Raw genomic sequence first — 17,146 nt, forward strand, 5'->3', positions numbered from 1 at the left:
CGACAGCCCGGGGAGAGGAAGAGCGAGTGGACCCCGACAAGGACAGCGCCCGCGGTCTGGCACAGCTGCAGGGCTACCTGTTGTGGAGCGCCGAGATCGAGGAGGCCCGCCGCATGGCGGGCCGCTTCACCGACGAGCTGCCCTGGCTCACCACAGCACAGCGCGAGGACGTGGAACGGGTCTACACCGCCGACCGTCTCGCCGCATCACGGGCGACGCTCCGCCGCATCTCCGCCCGCGCCACCGCGCTGCACGGCGAGTACGAGGCGCGCTACCGCGTGCTCAGGGCGCGCTGCGTGGCCACCGGCGTCGTGCTCGTCGGCGCGGTCGGCGGCACCTGCACCGCACTGACCCTGCTGACCCGCTGACCGGGTGGCGTCGTCCTTCCGCCGCCCCCAGCAGGCGAACTCGCCCGAGGCTCGTGAAGATGGGACGACGGGCGCGTGCGACGGGGCAGGCGAACGGATGACCGGTACAGGCCCGAGAAGGGACGAACACTGTGGCACGACCCAGGATCCTCGTTGTCGGAGCCGGATTCGCCGGAGTGGAATGCGTACGCCGTCTGGAGCGCGGGCTCATCCCGGGCGAGGCGGAGATCGCGCTCGTCGCCCCGTTCTCGTACCAGCTCTACCTCCCCCTGCTGCCACAGGTGGCGGCGGGCGTGCTCACTCCGCAGTCGGTCGCCGTCTCGCTGCGCCGCAGCCGCAAGCACCGCACCCGGATCATTCCGGGCGGGGCCATCGGCGTGGACCCCAAGGCGAAGATCTGCGTCATCCGCAAGATCACCGACGAGATCGTCTACGAGCCCTACGACTACATCGTGCTCAGTGCCGGGAGCATCACCCGTACCTTCGACATCCCCGGCCTGCTGGACAACGCACGGGGCATGAAGACACTGGCCGAGGCCGCCTACGTACGGGACCACGTGATCGCCCAGCTCGACCTCGCGGACGCCAGCCACGACGAGAACGAACGGGCCTCGCGCCTGCAGTTCGTGGTGGTCGGCGGTGGATACGCGGGCACCGAGACGGCAGCCTGTCTGCAGCGCCTCACCAGCAGCGCGGTGAGGCACTACCCGAGGCTCGACCCGAAGCTGATCAAGTGGCATCTCATCGACATCGCCCCGAAGCTGATGCCCGAACTGGGGGACAAGCTGGGCCGCAGCGCCCTTGAGGTGCTGCGCGCCCGTGGCATCGAGGTGTCGCTCGGCGTCTCGATCGCCGAGGCCGCCCCGGAGAAGGTGACCTTCACCGACGGCCGGGTGCTGCCCTGCCGAACCCTGATCTGGACGGCGGGCGTCACCGCGAGCCCGCTGGTCAACACGCTCGACGCGGAGACGGTACGCGGACGGCTGGCCGTCACCCCCGAGATGAGGCTGCCGGGCTTCGACGGCGTCTTCGCTCTCGGTGACTGCGCGGCCGTGCCGGACCTGAGCAAGGGCGACGGAGCAGTCTGCCCGCCCACCGCACAGCACGCCACGCGCCAGGGCCGCAGGCTCGCCGACAACCTCATCGCGACACTGCGGCACCAGCCGCTGAAGCCGTACGTCCACAGGGACCTCGGTCTCGTCGTGGACCTCGGCGGCAAGGACGCGGTCTCCAAGCCGCTCGGCGTCGAGATGCACGGAATCCCCGCGCAGGCCGTCGCCCGCGGGTACCACTGGTCGGCGCTGCGCACCAATGTCGCCAAGGCGCGGGTCATGACCAACTGGGTACTCAACGCGGTCGCGGGCGACGACTTCGTACGCACCGGCTTCCTGTCCCGTCAGCCGGCGAAACTGCGCGACTTCGAGTACACCGCCTCCTACCTCACACCGGCGCAGGTCCGCGAGTACACCGCCGCGCTGCACACCGGCACCTGATCGCGCACCGCCCCGGCCTCCGCTCGCGCCGGGGCCGGGGCGGAGGCCGATCGGATCAGCTGTTGCCCGCGTGCCCGGCCGTCAGCGCGGGATTCCGCTCGACCACCGGGTCCAGGATGTCGTCGATCCCCTTCAGCAGCTCCGCGTCGAGTGTCACACCGGCCGCCCGGACGTTCTCCGTCACCTGCTCGGGCCGGGAGGCGCCGATGATCGCGGCGGAGACGTTCGAGTTCTGCAGCACCCACGCGACCGCGAGCTGGGCCAGACTGAGACCGGCGCCGTCGGCGAGCGGCCGCAAGCGCTGGACGCGCTCCAGCACGTCGTCGCGCAGCCAGCCCGCGACCATGTTCGCGCCGCCCTTGTCGTCCGTCGCCCGCGAACCGGCCGGGAGCGGCGCACCGGGCTTGTACTTGCCCGTGAGCGCGCCCTGGGCGATCGGGGACCAGACGATCTGGCCGATGCCCAGCTCCTCGGAGGCGGGCACCACATCACTTTCGATGACCCGCCACAGGGCCGAGTACTGCGGCTGGTTGGAGATCAGCGGCACCCGCAGCTCGCGGGCCAGTCCATGGGCGGCGCGCAGCTGGTCGGCCGTCCATTCCGAAACGCCGACGTAGAGGGCCTTGCCGGAGCGGACGACGTCGGCGAACGCCTCCATGGTCTCTTCCAGCGGTGTCGAGTGATCGTAGCGGTGGGCCTGGTACAGGTCCACGTAATCCGTCTGCAGGCGGCGCAGCGAATTGTCGATGGACTCCATGATGTGCTTGCGGCCGAGCCCCCGGTCGTTGTGTCCGGGACCGGTCGGGAAGTAGACCTTGGTGAACACCTCCAGACCCTCACGACGTTCGTTCCTGAGCGCCCGGCCCAGGACGGCCTCGGCCCGGGTCTCGGCGTAGACGTCCGCGGTGTCGAAGGTGGTGATTCCGGCGTCCAGGGCGGCGCGGATGCAGGCGACCGCCGCGTCCTCCTCCACCTGGGAGCCGTGGGTGAGCCAGTTTCCGTAGGCGATCTCACTGATGGTCAGACCGCTGCGGCCGAGTCGGCGGAACTCCATGTGGCTGCTCTCCCTGTGCTCGTGAGCGCGGATCATGCATGGCCCGGCCATGCTATTGCGCCGGGCCGACGCCGCGCGGACAGGCTCAGGCGTCCGGGACGGTGCGGTGGACGGCACGGAGGAAGGCCGCGTTGTCCGGGGTGCGGCGGATCCGGTCCAGAAGTGTCTCCAGCGCGGTCTGCGGGTCCCTGGCGTGCAGCGCGCGCCGAAGCCCCCGTACCACGCGCAACTCGCCATCCGGCACGAGGAGTTCCTCGCGCCGGGTGCCGGACGCCGGGATGTTCACGGCCGGGTGGATGCGCCTGTCCGCGAGTTGGCGGTCGAGCCGCAGCTCCATGTTGCCGGTGCTCTTCAGCTCTTCGAAGAAGTAGTCGTCGGCGCGGGAGCCGGTCTCCACCAGCGCCGTGGCCAGGATGGTGAGGGAGCCGCCCTCCTCGGCGAGTCGGGCGGCGCCGAAGAGCTGCTTGGGGCCGAGCAGGGCGGCCGCGTCGACGCCACCGCTGAGAGTGCGTCCGCCCGTGGCGGAGGCGTTGTTGTGGGCGCGGCACAGACGGGTGAGGGAGTCGAGCAGGATGACGACGTCCTGGCCCTGCTCGACCAGTCGCTTGGCACGTTCGACCGCGAGTTGGGCGAGTGCGATGTGCTCCTTCGCAGGGCGGTCGAACGTCGAGGCGAGCACCTCGCCCCGTACGGACCGGCGCATGTCGGTGACCTCTTCGGGGCGTTCGTCGACCAGCACCACCATCAGGTGACACTCGGGGTGGTTGGCGGCGACGGCAGCGGCGACCTGCTGGAGCAGCACCGTCTTTCCGGTCCTGGGCGGCGCGACGACGAGCCCGCGCTGCCCCTTGCCGATCGGTGCGATCAGGTCGACGATACGCATCGCGGCACCGCCGGACGGTGTCTCCAGCCGCAGCCGGTGCCCGGGGTGGAGCGGGGTGAGGTCGCGGAAGTGCGGCCGGCCGCGAAGCGCCTGCGGGGAACGGCCGTTGACCCGCTCCACGGTGGAGAGAGTACGGGGGCGGTCGCACAGCCCCTCGACGGCATCGCCCCGGCGCAGGCCGTGGCGGCGGATCAGGGCGGCCGGGACCACCACGTCGCCGGGGGAGGGGCGGCTGTCCTGGACGCGCAGCGCGCCGTTCCCCTGGTGTGTGATGTCGAGGACGCCGGCGGTCCTGGTCGCTTTCGTGGTGTCGGTGGTCAACTCCTGTCGGAGCAGCGGGTGTTCGAGAGTGCTGGTCATGGTGGTCGGTCCTTTCGCGGACATGGCGAATGAAGGGGCCGGACGGCGCGGGCGGAAGCGATCACGCCCCGCACGACGGGCGGGAAAGCCCGGACGGAGAAGAATCCGGTCCGAACTGGATGATGTGATGTGCGAAAGCTGGATCGCCGGTCGGAAAAGGACGGGCGCGGCAGCTTCGGAGAGGTGACTCGGCACCGGCGCCTCGAAGCGAGGCCGACACAAGTACCAAAGGCACCGTACCACGGCCCTGGGGAACCGGGGCCGGGCCGAAGGTCTCGAAATCCGGTTGTCGCGGCGTTCGCGGAGTGATGTGGTTCTCCGGGCCACCCGCCCGCTCACCCACCCCGACCGGCGCCCCGGGCGCGGAGGAGTCATCTTGTCACTACGCATCACCGCACTGTCCGACCCCGATCGGGCCAGTGGCAGCCGCCGTCTGGTCTGGCTCGCCTCCGACCCCGAGGGCAGCCCCGTCGGATCGGCGTTCCTGCGCGTCTTCACCCGCGAGGGCCAGGACCACCTCGCGGAACTGGAGCTCCACGTCCACCCGGCGGAGCGCCGCAAGGGCATCGGCTCGCGGCTGTTCGACACGGCGGTCGCCGTCGCCCGCGAGGAGGGCCGGCGCAGCGTCATCGCGCAGGTCGGGGCCGGGACCCCGGGGGATCGTTTCCTGCGGGCCAAGGGGCTGCGCAAGGTGCTGACCCTGACGTACGTCCGGCTTCCGCTGGCGAAGGCCGACACCGAGGCCCTGCGCCGGACCGTCGGGCAGCCGCATCCGGGCTACCGCCTCATCTCCTGGGACGGCACCGTCCCGGACGACCTCGCGCCGACGTTCGCCGCGTCCCGCCGGGCCATGGACGACATGCCCATGGACGACACCGACTTCGGCATGGTCGTCTGGGACGTGGACCGGCTCCGGTCCGCGGCGGCGGCCGTCGCCGCTCGCGGCGACCTGCTCCACACGGTCGCGGCGGTCGACGAGTCCGACGCCACGATCGTGGGCTTCACGGAACTCGTCGTCCCGGGCGACGGGACGGGCGACGGTCAGCACTACGGCACCGGAGTCCTTCCCGAGCACCGGGGACGTGGCCTCGGCCGGTGGATGAAGACGCGGTCCATCCTCCAGGCCCGCGAAAGCCACCCGGGCCTGGAAGGGCTGCTGACGGACACCGCCGACAGCAATACGCACATGCGGAGCATCAACGACGCGCTCGGCTACGAGCCGACACACAAGTCGGTCCAGTACCGGCTCGATCTGTAGGAGCGTGCCGTCCGGCGGTCGGGGTGAGGCCCCGACCACCGGCCTTCTTCCGGATCAGACCGTGCCCCGGAACGCGGCCAGGATCCGCTCGGCCGCCAGCGTGGCCGTCAACTCACCTTCCCGCACCCGCTGTTCCAGCCCCGGAGCGAGCGCGCGCACCTCCGGATGACCGCGCAGACTCTCCAGCAGCTCGTCCCGCACCATCGTCCACGTCCAGTCGACCTGCTGGTCACGACGCTTCGCGGCGAGCCGGCCGGTCGACTCCAGCAGCGCACGGTGCTGCTCCAGCCGCTCCCACAGCGTGTCGAGACCGGCCGACTCACGGGCGCTGCACGTGAGGACCGGCGGGGTCCACGCCGCGTCCACCGGGTGCATCAGCCGCAGGGCACCCGCCAGTTCACGGGCGGCCGCGCGGGCGTCGCGCTCGTGCGGGCCGTCCGCCTTGTTGACCGTGATCGCGTCCGCCAGCTCCAGCACACCCTTCTTGATCCCCTGGAGCTGATCGCCGGTCCGGGCCAACGTCAGCAGCAGAAACGTGTCGACCATGTTGGCCACCGCCGTCTCCGACTGTCCGACGCCCACCGTCTCCACCAGCACCACGTCGTACCCCGCGGCCTCCATCACCACGATGGACTCCCGGGTCGCCTTGGCCACCCCACCGAGCGTCCCGGCGGTCGGGGACGGGCGTACGAACGCCGCCGGGTCCACCGCGAGCCGCTCCATCCTGGTCTTGTCGCCCAGGATGGAGCCGCCGGTACGGCTGGAGGACGGATCGACGGCCAGTACCGCGACCCGGTGCCCGAGCCCGGTGAGCATCGTGCCGAGGGCGTCGATGAAGGTGGATTTCCCGACCCCCGGCACGCCGCTGATGCCGATCCGCCGCGCAGCACCGGCGTGCGGCAGCAGCTCGCGCAGCAACTGCTGGGCCAGCGCCCGGTGATCGGGGCGGGTGGACTCGACGAGAGTGATGGCGCGCGCGATCTGCGCCCGCTTCCCGTCGAGCACCCCCTTCACATAGCTGTCGATATCGATCTTCGGAGCCATCGGGTCAGCGGCTCACAGCTCGTGACCGAGCGCGGCACCGAGCCGCGTCACCAGGTCGTACGCGGCATCCGGAATGACCGTGCCGGGCGGGAACACGGCCGTCGCGCCCGCCTCGTGCAGCGCCTCGACGTCCTGCGGCGGAATCACCCCGCCCACCACGATCATGATGTCCTCGCGCCCCTCGGCCGCCAGCTCCTCGCGGAGCGCAGGCACCAGCGTGAGGTGCCCGGCGGCCAGCGAGGAGACGCCCACGATGTGCACGTCCGCCTCGACCGCCTGCCGTGCCACCTCGGCCGGCGTCTGGAACAGCGGGCCGACATCGACGTCGAAGCCCAGGTCGGCGAAGGCCGTCGAGATCACCTTCTGGCCGCGGTCGTGGCCGTCCTGTCCCATCTTGGCGACCAGGATGCGCGGACGGCGCCCCTCGGCCTCCTCGAACCTGTCCACCAACGCCCGGGTCCGGTCCACGGAAGGGGATTCACCTGCCTCGTTGCGATACACACCGGAGATCGTACGGATCTGGCCCGCATGCCTTCCGTACACCTTCTCCAGTGCGTCCGAGATCTCGCCCACGGTCGCCATCGCGCGTGCCGCGTCCACGGCGAGGGCCAGCAGATTGCCTTCGAGGCCGGGACCGGGATCCCGCTCGGCCGCGGCCGTGAGCGCGTCCAGCGCGGCCCGGCAGGCCGACTCGTCGCGCTCCTCGCGCAGCCGGCGCAGCTTCTCGATCTGCTGGGTGCGCACCGACGAGTTGTCGACCTTGAGCACATCGATCTGCTCATCGGTCTCCACCCGGTACTTGTTCACCCCGATCACCGGCTGGCGCCCGGAGTCGATCCGCGCCTGGGTGCGGGCGGCGGCCTCCTCCACCCGGAGCTTGGGGATGCCCGCGTCGATGGCCTGTGCCATGCCGCCCGCCGCCTCGACCTCCTCGATGTGCTGCCAGGCCCGGCGCGCCAGGTCGTACGTCAGCTTCTCCACGTACGCGCTGCCGCCCCACGGGTCGATCACCCGGCCGGTGCCCGACTCCTGCTGGAGCAGCAGCTGGGTGTTCCGGGCGATCCGGGCGGAGAAGTCCGTCGGCAGGGCGAGCGCCTCGTCGAGCGCGTTGGTGTGCAGCGACTGGGTGTGCCCCTGGGTGGCGGCCATCGCCTCCACACAGGTCCGGGTGACGTTGTTGAACACGTCCTGCGCGGTCAGCGACCACCCCGACGTCTGCGAATGGGTGCGCAGCGACAGCGACTTGGCGTTCTTCGGCTCGAACTCCTTGACCAGTTTGGCCCAGAGCAGCCGGGCCGCCCGCAGCTTCGCGACCTCCATGAAGAAGTTCATGCCGATCGCCCAGAAGAACGACAGCCGGGGCGCGAACGCGTCCACGTCGAGACCGGCGTCCCGTCCGGCCCGCAGATATTCCACCCCGTCCGCGAGGGTGTACGCCAGCTCCAGATCGGCCGTCGCACCCGCCTCCTGGATGTGATAGCCGGAGATGGAGATCGAGTTGTAGCGCGGCATCTTCTGCGAGGTGTACGCGAAGATGTCGGAGATGATTCGCATCGAGGGCTTCGGCGGATAGATGTAGGTGTTGCGGACCATGAACTCCTTCAGAATGTCGTTCTGAATGGTCCCGGCCAGCTTCTCGGGCCCGACGCCCTGCTCCTCCGCGGCCACGATGTACAGCGCCAGTACGGGGAGCACCGCGCCGTTCATCGTCATCGACACCGACATCCGGTCCAGCGGGATGCCGTCGAAGAGCTGCCGCATGTCGTAGATCGAGTCGATCGCCACGCCCGCCATGCCGACATCGCCGGTCACCCGCGGGTGGTCGCTGTCGTAGCCGCGGTGGGTCGGCAGGTCGAAGGCGACGGACAGGCCCTTCTGCCCGGCCGCGAGGTTGCGGCGGTAGAAGGCGTTGGACTCCTCGGCGGTGGAGAACCCGGCGTACTGCCGGATCGTCCAGGGCTGGTTGACGTACATCGTCGGGTACGGGCCCCGCAGATACGGGGCGATGCCCGGATACGTACCGAGGAAGTCGAGCCCTTCGAGGTCGTGTCCGGTGTACAGCGGCTTGACCGCGATGCCTTCCGGGGTCTCCCACAGCAGGTCGCCGTCGGAACTGCCGGAGGACTCCTTCACCGAGGTGCGCCACCGCTCCTCGGACACCTCGGCGGCGGCGCCCGGACCGAGCTCGATGCCGGAGAAGTCAGGGATACGCATTACGCCACATCCATACGGTCGAGGAGGGAGGAGAGCACGGCCACCACATCGGAGCCCGCGAAGACGTACTCGTCGACGCCGGTGTAGTCGCCGGGGCGGCCGGCGAGGAACACCCGCAGCGCACCCGCCGAACCCAGCGCCTCGGCTACCGCCGCGGCCTGCTCGGTGTAGAGCGCGTCGCTGGAGCAGAGGCAGGCCACGGTGGCCCCGCTGGCCTTGAACGCGTCGGCGGCCGTGGTCGCGTCGACCGAGACCGGGTCGTGGACCGGTTCGATGCCGCCGGCCTGGAAGAGGTTGGCGGCGAACGACGCCCGCGCGGTGTGCGCCGCGGCGGGGCCGAGCGCGGCGAGGAACACCTTGGGCCGCTGCCCGGTCGCCGCGAGGTGGGCGTCCGACCGGGCGCGCAGCGCCTCGAACGCCTCGTCACGGCGGACCCTGGGCAGACCGCCCGATGCCTCGGCCGGTACGGCGGGGGCCGGCTCGCGCTCCACCGGGCGTTCCGCCAGCTGCGGGAACTCGCTGACCCCGGTGATCGGCTCCTTGCGGCGCGCCAGGTCCTTGCTGCGCGCCGCCCAGGTGGCCGCGAGCCGCTCGCCGATCATCCCGGAGCGAAGGGCGGCGGCCTGGCCACCGGACCGTTCGATCTCCTGGAAGAACGACCATGCGGCGTCCGCGAGTTCGGCGGTGAGGCGCTCCACGTACCAGGAGCCGCCCGCCGGGTCGATCACCCGGGCCAGGTGCGACTCCTCCAGCAGGATCGTCGACGTGTTACGGGCGATGCGCCGGGCGAACGCGTCCGGCAGGCCCAGGGCGTGATCGAAGGGCAGCACGGTGACGGAGTCGGCGCCGCCGACACCCGCACCCAGACACGCCAGCGTCGTGCGCAGCATGTTCACCCAGGGGTCGCGCCGCGTCATCATCACCGACGACGTCACCGCGTGCTGGCGCTGAGCACCGGCTCCGGCCGCCCCGCACACCTCGGCCACCCGGGACCACAGCCGTCGCGCGGCCCGCAGCTTGGCGATGGTCAGGAACTGGTCGGCGGTCGCCGCGAACCGGAACTCCAGCTGCCCGCAGGCGTCCTCGACCGACAGCCCGGCGTCCGTCAGCGCCCGCAGACAGGCGACACCGGTCGCCAGCGAAGCACCCAGCTCCTCGGCCGCCGAGCCGCCGGCCTCGTGGTACGGCAGCGCGTCGACGGTCAGCGCCCGCAGTCCGGGAAACTCCTGTGCGCACCGCTGTGCCCAGTGGACCGCGGCCGACAGATCGGGTTCGGCGCCGCTGCGGGCGGCCTGCCCGAACGGGTCGGCGCCCAGGTTGCCGCGCACACTCCGCGCGTCGACGCCCCGCTCCGCGCGGATCCGCAGCAACTCCGTCGCCGCGGCGTCGGTCTCGCCGCCGGCATCGAGCACCACGGGGGCCAGATCGAGGTAGACACCGTCCAGGGCCCCCGCCAGCGCCGACACCGGAACACCCGCGGTGCCGCCCACGGTCAGCCACAGCGAGGTGACACCGTTCTCCAGATCGGCGAGCACCGCCTCGTTGAGGCGCGCGGGATCAGGGAGCGTGTGCCGCTGCCGTACGTCCCAGCCGCCCGCCGCGTTGCCCTCGGCCTTGCTGCCGCGGGTGAAGGGGGCGAAGCCCGGATATCCGGCATCGGGCGCGCTGTCGCGCGGGGTGTAGAGGGGGCGGGTGATGAGCCCGTCCTCCACTGTGGTGGACAGTGCTTCCTCGGCGGCCGAACCCGCGGCGTCCTTGCCCGACTTGCGCAGCACGCCTTCGACGAGGCGTTGCCAGTGCTCATGGGCGGGAGCGGGGAATTCGGCGGCCAACGAAAGCCCGTCGGCAGGCAGGACCGTCATGCCCAGATGCTAGGTCAGGGCGCTGGAGGGCAGCATGGGTTCCGCTTGTGACCTTGCCCTCTCCGAGCGCACTTGATCCTTCACCCAGCGTCGCGTAGACGACCGGGCCCGGCGCTCGGGTGATTCCTCCGACGGCGAAGATTCCGAGATCCGGCCCGCCCGTGTCCCGAAGGGAATCGCGGCGCCAGGAATTCGAGGGTCGGCGTACCGTTCCGCGCATCGACCGGCGTTGCCCTTCGGGCGGAGTTTCGGAGAACACGCCGCTATTGGTGTGATGCGCCCTGACCTGGGTGAGTGCGGTTTCGATTTCACATTTCCTTTATCTCCGGACGTGCCCCCGATCGATTCCGTCCGGCGTTTTACTTTGTCGATTTCCCGGCTGCGTGCGACGTTTGATCCGGCCAGGCCGAATTAATTCGGATACGCGTCGGGAAAAGGGGAAGTTCATCGTGCAGACAGCCAGGGCCGTCCCGTCATCCACCGTCCTCAACCTGCGTGACCTGGGCGGCATCGCCCTGGGCCCGGACCACCGCGTCCGGGCGGGTGTCGTGCTGCGGTCCGGACAGCTCAGCGGGCTCGACGCGGCGCAGGATTCGCAGGTGGCCGCGCTCGGCATCCGCACCGTCGTCGATCTGCGGACCGCCGACGAGCGTGCCGCCGCACCCGACCGGCTGCCTCCCGGGGCGCGACTGTTCGTCGCCGATGTGCTCGGGGACAATCCGGGTGTGGCGCCCGCCCGATTGCGCGCGCTGCTCGCCGACCCCGTCGAGGCGGAGCGGATGCTGGGGGGCGGGAAGGCGGAAGGGCTGTTCGCGGACACCTACCGGCAGATGGTGCTCTCGCCGGGCGCGTCCGCCGCCTACCGGGCCTTTGTCGAGACGGTCGCCGACGACCGCGCCCGGCCGGTGCTCTTCCACTGCACGGCCGGCAAGGACCGTACCGGCTGGGCCACCGCCCTCCTCCTGATGATGATCGGCGCGTCACGCGATGCCGTGCGCGCCGAGTTCCTCGCGGTGAACCCGGTGGTGCGGGTCGCCTTCGCGCCCTATGTGCAGGACTTCCTCGACGCGGGCGGCGACCCGGAGATCGCGTCCGCCATCACCGAGGTCCGCCCCCGCTATCTCGACACGGCACTCGACGCCATGGACGAGAGGTGGGGTGGGCTCGACGGGTATGTGCGCGACGGCCTGCGCATTCCTGGAGCGGCGCTGGAGCGGCTGCGCGGCGGACTGGTGGTGCCGGCCTGAGCCGCGGGCCGTGACCCGGCCGGCCCTCCTGACGGAAGTGGCCACACCTCCTCCCGCGCACCCGGGAAGCGATGGTGCGATCCAGGGTTGACTTGATACCCCCAGGGGGTATGTTGTGGTGCATCGGGAAGCGCTGCCTCCCGGTCGACCCGATGGAGGAAGCCGTCATGAACAACGCACTGAGGATCACCGCCTTCGCCGCCGCGCTCGCCGCGACCTTCGGGACCGCGTACGTAGTGGGCAGGGGCGTCGACCCGCTGGTGGCCGCCGAGGACCGCCCCGCTGGGCAGCACGGCGGCCACGGCGGGGGAGAGGAGGGTGGGGCGAAGGTGGCGGCGGACCATGCGGCCGGCGGACTGCAGATCTCCGACGGCGGCTACACGCTGGCCCTGGAGGCACCGATGGTCCGGGCCGGGGTCCGGACCGGGATCCGGTTCGCCGTCAAGGACGACAGCGGGCGCAAGGTCACCGCCTATCGGCGTGAGCACGGCAAGGAGTTGCACTTCATCCTCGCCTCCGCCGACCTCACCCAGTACCGGCATCTGCACCCCGTCCGTGCGGCCGACGGCACCTGGTCGACCCCGGTCGACCTCCCCGAAGCCGGTGGCTACCGGGTTTTCGCCGACTTCACCCCGGCGGCCGCGGGTGCCGAGAACCTCACGCTGGGAGCGGATCTGGCCGTCTCCGGTTCCTACCGCCCCGCCCCTCTCCCGGCCCCGAGCGCCACCGCCGAGGTCGACGGCTACCGAGTCGCACTCGGCGGCGAACTCCGCGCCGGCCGGGCCGGTGAACTCGAGCTCGCCATCAGCAGGAACGGCCGTCCCGTCACCGATCTCCAGCCCTACCTCGGCGCGTACGGGCATCTGGTCGCCCTGCGCTCGGGCGACCTGGCCTATCTGCATGTCCACCCGAACGAGGGAGGTCCTGGTCCGGCGGTGTCCTTCACCGCGACGGCGCCCAGCGCGGGAACGTACCGGCTCTTCCTCGACTTCAAGCACGAGGGCAAGGTGCGCACGGCGGCGTTCACCGTCCGGGTGGCGGAGCCGGGCGACGACGGCGACGGACACCGGGGGAGCGGCACCGGGGCGCCCGCCGCGCACGCGCACTGACGCGGACGACCCGGTTTCCGAAATGGCCCTGTGCCGAGGCGCGTTGAGGCGTGAGGGTCGGGGTGCGCCGGGTTCCCCCTCGGCTCCTGGGTATCGTGAAAGGACCGGATTTCGAATCCTCCGAGAGGGGCGTACGTTGACCGAGCGCAAGCCTGCGGGCGTCAGCTTCGAATCATGGGTCGACAAGCAGATCCGGGAGTCCGAGCAGCGCGGCGACTTCTCGCAGTTGCCGGGATTCGGCAAGCCGCTCGAAAGTCTTGAGGCTCCCTACGACGAGAACTGGTGGATCAAGCAGAAGATGCAGCGCGAGGGGGTGTCGGTGCTCCCGCCGGCGCTGGCCCTGCGCAAACAGGCGGAGGACGTGGCCGAAGCCGTGTCCGGGGCGCGGACGGAGGTCGAGGTGCGGCGCATGCTGGCAGAGGTCAACGAGAAGATCCGGGCGGCCATCAGGCGACCGCCGCCGGGGCCGCCGCTGAACCTCAAGCCGTTCGACATCGACGCCGTGGTCGACGAGTGGCGCACGACGCGCGATCCCTCGTAGCCCTCGACGGGGCCGTGGGTCGGTGCCCGGCCGCCGGATACGTAATACTCCATCCATGACATCGAGCATTACGCGCCGGGACGGCGGGGCGCGACGGGAGACCGTGCGCATCAGGCGGGCGACCGCCCGGGACGCGAAGCGGCTCACCCGGCTGGTCAGGACGTCCCGCGCCTACGAGGGGCAGTACGCCGCCATGGTCGCCGGATACCGGGTGGGTCCCGACTACATCGAGACCCATCGGGTCTTCGCGGCCGCGGAGCCCGGCACCGAGCGGCTGCTCGGCTTCTACTCGCTCGTTCTCGCGCCGCCGGAGCTCGACCTGATGTTCGTCGCCGACGATGCGCAGGGCCTCGGCATCGGGCGGCTCCTCGTCGCGCATCTGCGCGGCGAGGCGGGGCGCGCCGGCCTCACCGGCGTCCGCGTCGTATCGCACCCGCCTGCCGAGGGTTTCTACCGGAGTGTGGGTGCCCGGCGGACCGGCACCCTGGCGGCCAACCCGCCCGCGGTGATGTGGGACCGGCCCGAACTGTTGCTGCCGATCGCCTGAACCCGCACGGAGCGGTTCGGCCGGGACCCGTGCACGAGCCCCGGCCGAACCCTCTTACCGGGTCGCCGTGCTACGAGGGGAAGCCGCCGTACGGGCGCGTGATGATCTCCATGGCATGACCGGCGGGATCGAGGAAGTACACACCTCGGCCGCCGTCGTTGTGGTTGATCTCGCCCGGATGCTTCTGGTGCGGATCCGCGTAGTACGTGAGCCCGAGCTCCTTGATCCGGGTGTACGCCCTGTCGAACTCCGCTTCCGAGACGAGGAAGGCGTAGTGCTGCATGACGATCGAGGCCTCGGGAATGGTCGCGAAGTCCAAGGTGACTCCGTTCGCGGTTTCGACCGCGACGAACGGGCCCCATTCCGCGCCGACTTCCAGCCCCAGTATGTCCGCGAGGAACTCGGCGGACTCCCGGTTGTCCCGGGCGTGAACGATGGTGTGATTCAACTGGACTGACACTGTGGAATGCCTCCAACAGGCATCTCCGGGCACCTCCACGCCTCACCCGGCCGGTGACCGACGCGCGATGCCGTACCTAAGATCCTAGGTGAGGTCGAACTGGTCGTCGAGAGCCGGTGATCGATCCGGCCATCACCCCGGCCCCGGTGACCGGCTACGGTAGGGGAGGGGGGAACGCGAAGTACTCCGGGTATTCGGACGGAGGCTCCCGGTGACCTCGACAGCACGTCTTCCCGACAGTCAGGGCAGCGACGACGGCCGCCACGAGACGTCCGAGGAACGAGCGGACCGGCGGTGGACCGATCTGCTCCAGGAACTGCGCGTGGCCCAGACCGGCGTCCAGATCCTGTTCGGCTTCCTGCTCGCCGTCGTCTTCCAGCCCCGCTTCACCGAGCTCTCGGACACCGACCGCACCATCTACGTGGTCACCGTGCTGCTGGGATCGGCCACCGCCGCCACCCTGATCGGGCCCGTCTCGTACCACCGGCTGCTGACCGGACGGCGGCTCAAACCGCAGACGGTCACCTGGGCCTCACGCATGACCGTGCTCGGGCTCGTCCTGCTGTTCTGCACCATGTGCTCCGCCCTGCTGCTCATCCTGCGGGTGGCCCTGCACAACTCCGTCGCCCTGTGGCTGGTCGGCGGCATGGCGCTGTGGTTCCTGATCTGCTGGTTCGTCTTCCCGGCCTGGGCGCTGGCCCGCTCCTCGTCCGGCCACGAGAAATGACCGCGGCGCGGGGGAACGGAACAGTCAGCCGGGATCGCCCGCCGCGAGCCCCCGGACATCCGTGACCGTGAAGAGGCCGCCGTCCGGGTCCAGCAGGGTCGCCTCGCTGCCCCGCGCCAGCGGCCGCTGCTCGACCAGGCTGCCGCCGTACTCCCTCGCCGCAGCGACCGTGGCCGCCACGTCGGTGACGGGGAAGTGCACCTGCCAGTGCGGGCGGACCAGCGGATCGGGCGCCGCCTCCACCGCGCCGGAGCTGATCCGGGCGAGCCGGCGCCCGTCGCAGTCGACGATGACCTCGTCCTTCTCGTACGACACCTCGCAGCACCCCGGGCGCCCGCTCGCCCAGTCGAGCACCTCTCCGTAGAAGATCGCGGCGTCGAAGGCGTTCCTGGTGTGCAGACGCAGCCAGGCGTGCGAACGGTCGTCCGGCGCGCGCGGCGAGGCCGCGGGCTCGGTCCGCTCCCAGATGCCGAACACCGCACCGTCCCGGTCCGCCGCCAGCGCCCCGCGCCCCTTGCCGAGCGCCATCGGCCCCACGGCGACCGTGCCGCTGCGCTCACGGATGCGTGAGGCGGCCGCGTCGGCGTCGGCGACGGCGAAATAGGGTGTCCAGGCCACGGCCACCCGGTAGGCGGTCGCCACCGCGCCGATGCCCGCGACCGGTACGTCGCCCCGGCGTGCGACCGAGAACTCCTGCCCCAGCTTGCCCGGACGGAAGGTCCACCCCAGCACGGCGGTGTAGAACTCCTGCGCCGATTCCAGATCGCGGGTCATGAGGTTGACCCAGCACGGCGCTGTGGATCCGGTCAGCGGCGCCGGTGTCAGCGCCCTCCCCGGGTGGCTTCCGGTCATGGTCCTACTGCCTTCATCGGTTCCGAGGGCTGGGTCCGCCCGTGGCCGTCGGGCCCTCACCAGCCTCACCGGGGGCGGCTGCCCCCGCAACACGCCACGCCCTTCCCCGAGGACCGCTGCCGGAGAGGTCCGAGGGTCAGTCGCGCTGCTCGTCGGTCTCGCGACGGATGGTCTCGCTCCCGTGGTCGCCGAGCTCGTAGGGCGAAAGGCCACGGCCGTCGGGCGGGAAGTGGTCGTCGCCGTGCACGTCGCGTTCCTCGATGTGGCTGCGGTGGTCCGGCCGTGGTGGCTGCTCGTCGGGTCTGGGCGGTGGCAGCTCCTCGGCCCGGCGCCGCTTCCCCAGCCAGACCGCGCCGATCAGCACGGCCACCAGCACCACTCCGACAATGCCCATCACCGACCCGGTCGCGCCCCGGCCGTCGGCAAGGACGAGGGCCAGCGAACTCAGGTCTGCGCTCGAAACGTCCATGCTTGCCGGATACCCCGAGGCAGAGACATCAGTCGATAATTCACATGAATTCATGTTTTAAGTTGATATGAACTAAAAGGTGTTTCGCGTCGAGGGGTCGCGATCGGCTCGTGCGCCGGCGGTCTCGTGTCGCCGTCGCCCTGTCACGGGGTGAGCCTGGAGACAGCTTCGAATCGCCTCAGGGGCACGACGCCCGCCGTCGGGGCCATCGGCCCCGGGCGTGGGGGCGCGCGGCGGAACACCGAGCGGAAGGAACCGCGGTGAACACCATCAAGGAGAAGCAGACGGAGGAGAGCGGGTACGTCCAGGAGGTCTCGGTCGTCATCAGCGGGTGCGAGAAGGCCGACGCGCGGATGGTCTTCGACGTGCTGCGCGCCGCGTTCACCACCGACCGGGCCTCGGTCGACGTACCGCAGAATCTTGCGGGGAAGCGCCCCACCGCTTGGGTGGTGACCGTCGATGTCACCGAGGCGAGGGTGGTCTCGGGGCCGGTCGCGCTCGGCGCGCCCGTGAGCGTCGATGTGCAGGGCGGCTACTGGGCGGTGGAGCGGCTCCGCCAGAGTTTGGCGCACGCCTTCGACGTAAAGGTCGTCGGGACCGTCTCCGGTGACCAGGAGGAAGAGGTGCGGCTGCGTCTGGCGAGCCGGTAGACCGATGG

At 70.8% G+C, this 17,146-nt stretch carries 17 protein-coding genes; 9 read left to right on the top strand and 8 right to left on the bottom strand.

The window, feature by feature from the left end; translation table 11 throughout:
• The first annotated feature begins 26 nt into the window (after positions 1-26).
• Together OG611_RS24405 and OG611_RS24410 are read left to right on the top strand one after the other, a co-directional pair.
• Complete coding sequence (locus tag OG611_RS24405) at positions 27-368, top strand: hypothetical protein (protein ID WP_266423840.1); 342 nt, start codon at positions 27-29, stop codon at positions 366-368.
• A gap of 131 nt (positions 369-499) precedes the next feature.
• Positions 500-1,861 carry an NAD(P)/FAD-dependent oxidoreductase gene (locus OG611_RS24410; protein ID WP_266423843.1) on the top strand — a complete coding sequence of 454 codons (1,362 nt, stop codon included), beginning with the start codon at positions 500-502 and terminating at the stop codon, positions 1,859-1,861.
• A 55-nt stretch (positions 1,862-1,916) separates the two neighbouring features.
• On the opposite strand, the gene OG611_RS24415 is transcribed toward OG611_RS24410, so the two are convergent.
• Complete coding sequence (locus tag OG611_RS24415; RefSeq protein WP_266423846.1) at positions 1,917-2,915, bottom strand: aldo/keto reductase family protein; 999 nt, start codon at positions 2,913-2,915, stop codon at positions 1,917-1,919.
• A gap of 85 nt (positions 2,916-3,000) precedes the next feature.
• Positions 3,001-4,158 carry a transcription termination factor Rho gene (rho, locus tag OG611_RS24420; RefSeq protein WP_266423848.1) on the bottom strand — a complete coding sequence of 386 codons (1,158 nt, stop codon included), beginning with the start codon at positions 4,156-4,158 and terminating at the stop codon, positions 3,001-3,003.
• A gap of 376 nt (positions 4,159-4,534) precedes the next feature.
• Between rho and OG611_RS24425 the strand changes: the two genes are divergently transcribed.
• The gene (locus OG611_RS24425) at positions 4,535-5,416 is read left to right on the top strand and encodes a GNAT family N-acetyltransferase (RefSeq protein WP_266423850.1); all 882 of its coding nucleotides are present in this window, start codon (positions 4,535-4,537) and stop codon (positions 5,414-5,416) included.
• Between the two features lie 54 nt (positions 5,417-5,470).
• Here the strand turns inward: OG611_RS24425 and meaB are convergent, their stop codons facing one another.
• Genes meaB through mutA form a run of 3 tightly spaced genes read right to left on the bottom strand, consistent with a single transcriptional unit; the run spans position 5,471 to position 10,536 of the window.
• The gene (gene meaB, locus OG611_RS24430; protein WP_266423853.1) at positions 5,471-6,460 is read right to left on the bottom strand and encodes a methylmalonyl Co-A mutase-associated GTPase MeaB; all 990 of its coding nucleotides are present in this window, start codon (positions 6,458-6,460) and stop codon (positions 5,471-5,473) included.
• A gap of 12 nt (positions 6,461-6,472) precedes the next feature.
• Positions 6,473-8,674, bottom strand: a complete 2,202-nt coding sequence (gene scpA, locus OG611_RS24435; RefSeq protein WP_266423856.1) for a methylmalonyl-CoA mutase — start codon at positions 8,672-8,674, stop codon at positions 6,473-6,475.
• Positions 8,674-10,536, bottom strand: coding sequence for a methylmalonyl-CoA mutase small subunit (mutA, locus tag OG611_RS24440; RefSeq protein ID WP_266423858.1), 1,863 nt, complete (start codon positions 10,534-10,536; stop codon positions 8,674-8,676). Before mutA ends, scpA begins: the two co-directional genes overlap by 1 nt.
• A gap of 449 nt (positions 10,537-10,985) precedes the next feature.
• On the opposite strand from mutA, the gene OG611_RS24445 reads away from it, so the two are divergent.
• From OG611_RS24445 to OG611_RS24460, 4 genes are all read left to right on the top strand, one after another.
• Entirely contained in the window at positions 10,986-11,783 is a 798-nt protein-coding gene (locus OG611_RS24445; protein WP_266423860.1) for a tyrosine-protein phosphatase, read from the top strand.
• 167 nt (positions 11,784-11,950) lie between these two features.
• Positions 11,951-12,892, top strand: a complete 942-nt coding sequence (locus OG611_RS24450; RefSeq protein ID WP_266423863.1) for a hypothetical protein — start codon at positions 11,951-11,953, stop codon at positions 12,890-12,892.
• 136 nt (positions 12,893-13,028) lie between these two features.
• Positions 13,029-13,433, top strand: a complete 405-nt coding sequence (locus OG611_RS24455; protein WP_266423865.1) for a DUF1992 domain-containing protein — start codon at positions 13,029-13,031, stop codon at positions 13,431-13,433.
• Positions 13,434-13,488: 55 nt separating this feature from the next.
• Positions 13,489-13,980: a GNAT family N-acetyltransferase gene (locus OG611_RS24460; RefSeq protein WP_266423867.1), complete on the top strand. Its 492-nt coding sequence runs from the start codon at positions 13,489-13,491 to the stop codon at positions 13,978-13,980.
• A gap of 70 nt (positions 13,981-14,050) precedes the next feature.
• Here OG611_RS24460 and OG611_RS24465 read toward each other — a convergent pair whose 3' ends face one another.
• Positions 14,051-14,440 (bottom strand): VOC family protein, encoded by a 390-nt coding sequence (locus OG611_RS24465; RefSeq protein WP_266423869.1) that lies wholly within the window; start codon positions 14,438-14,440, stop codon positions 14,051-14,053.
• Positions 14,441-14,651: 211 nt separating this feature from the next.
• Between OG611_RS24465 and OG611_RS24470 the strand changes: the two genes are divergently transcribed.
• Entirely contained in the window at positions 14,652-15,167 is a 516-nt protein-coding gene (locus OG611_RS24470) for a DUF6328 family protein (protein WP_266423873.1), read from the top strand.
• A 24-nt stretch (positions 15,168-15,191) separates the two neighbouring features.
• Here OG611_RS24470 and OG611_RS24475 read toward each other — a convergent pair whose 3' ends face one another.
• Both OG611_RS24475 and OG611_RS24480 read right to left on the bottom strand, forming a co-directional pair.
• Positions 15,192-16,019, bottom strand: a complete 828-nt coding sequence (locus OG611_RS24475; protein ID WP_266423876.1) for a VOC family protein — start codon at positions 16,017-16,019, stop codon at positions 15,192-15,194.
• 136 nt (positions 16,020-16,155) lie between these two features.
• On the bottom strand, positions 16,156-16,488 hold the full coding sequence (locus tag OG611_RS24480; protein ID WP_266423879.1) for a DUF6479 family protein: 333 nt from the start codon (positions 16,486-16,488) through the stop codon (positions 16,156-16,158).
• Between the two features lie 260 nt (positions 16,489-16,748).
• Between OG611_RS24480 and OG611_RS24485 the strand changes: the two genes are divergently transcribed.
• Positions 16,749-17,138 (top strand): hypothetical protein, encoded by a 390-nt coding sequence (locus OG611_RS24485; RefSeq protein ID WP_266423881.1) that lies wholly within the window; start codon positions 16,749-16,751, stop codon positions 17,136-17,138.
• Positions 17,139-17,146 lie beyond the last annotated feature (8 nt).

Origin of the sequence: Streptomyces sp. NBC_01363, assembly GCF_026340595.1 — a bacterium.
In the GTDB taxonomy this organism is placed as follows: domain Bacteria; phylum Actinomycetota; class Actinomycetes; order Streptomycetales; family Streptomycetaceae; genus Streptomyces.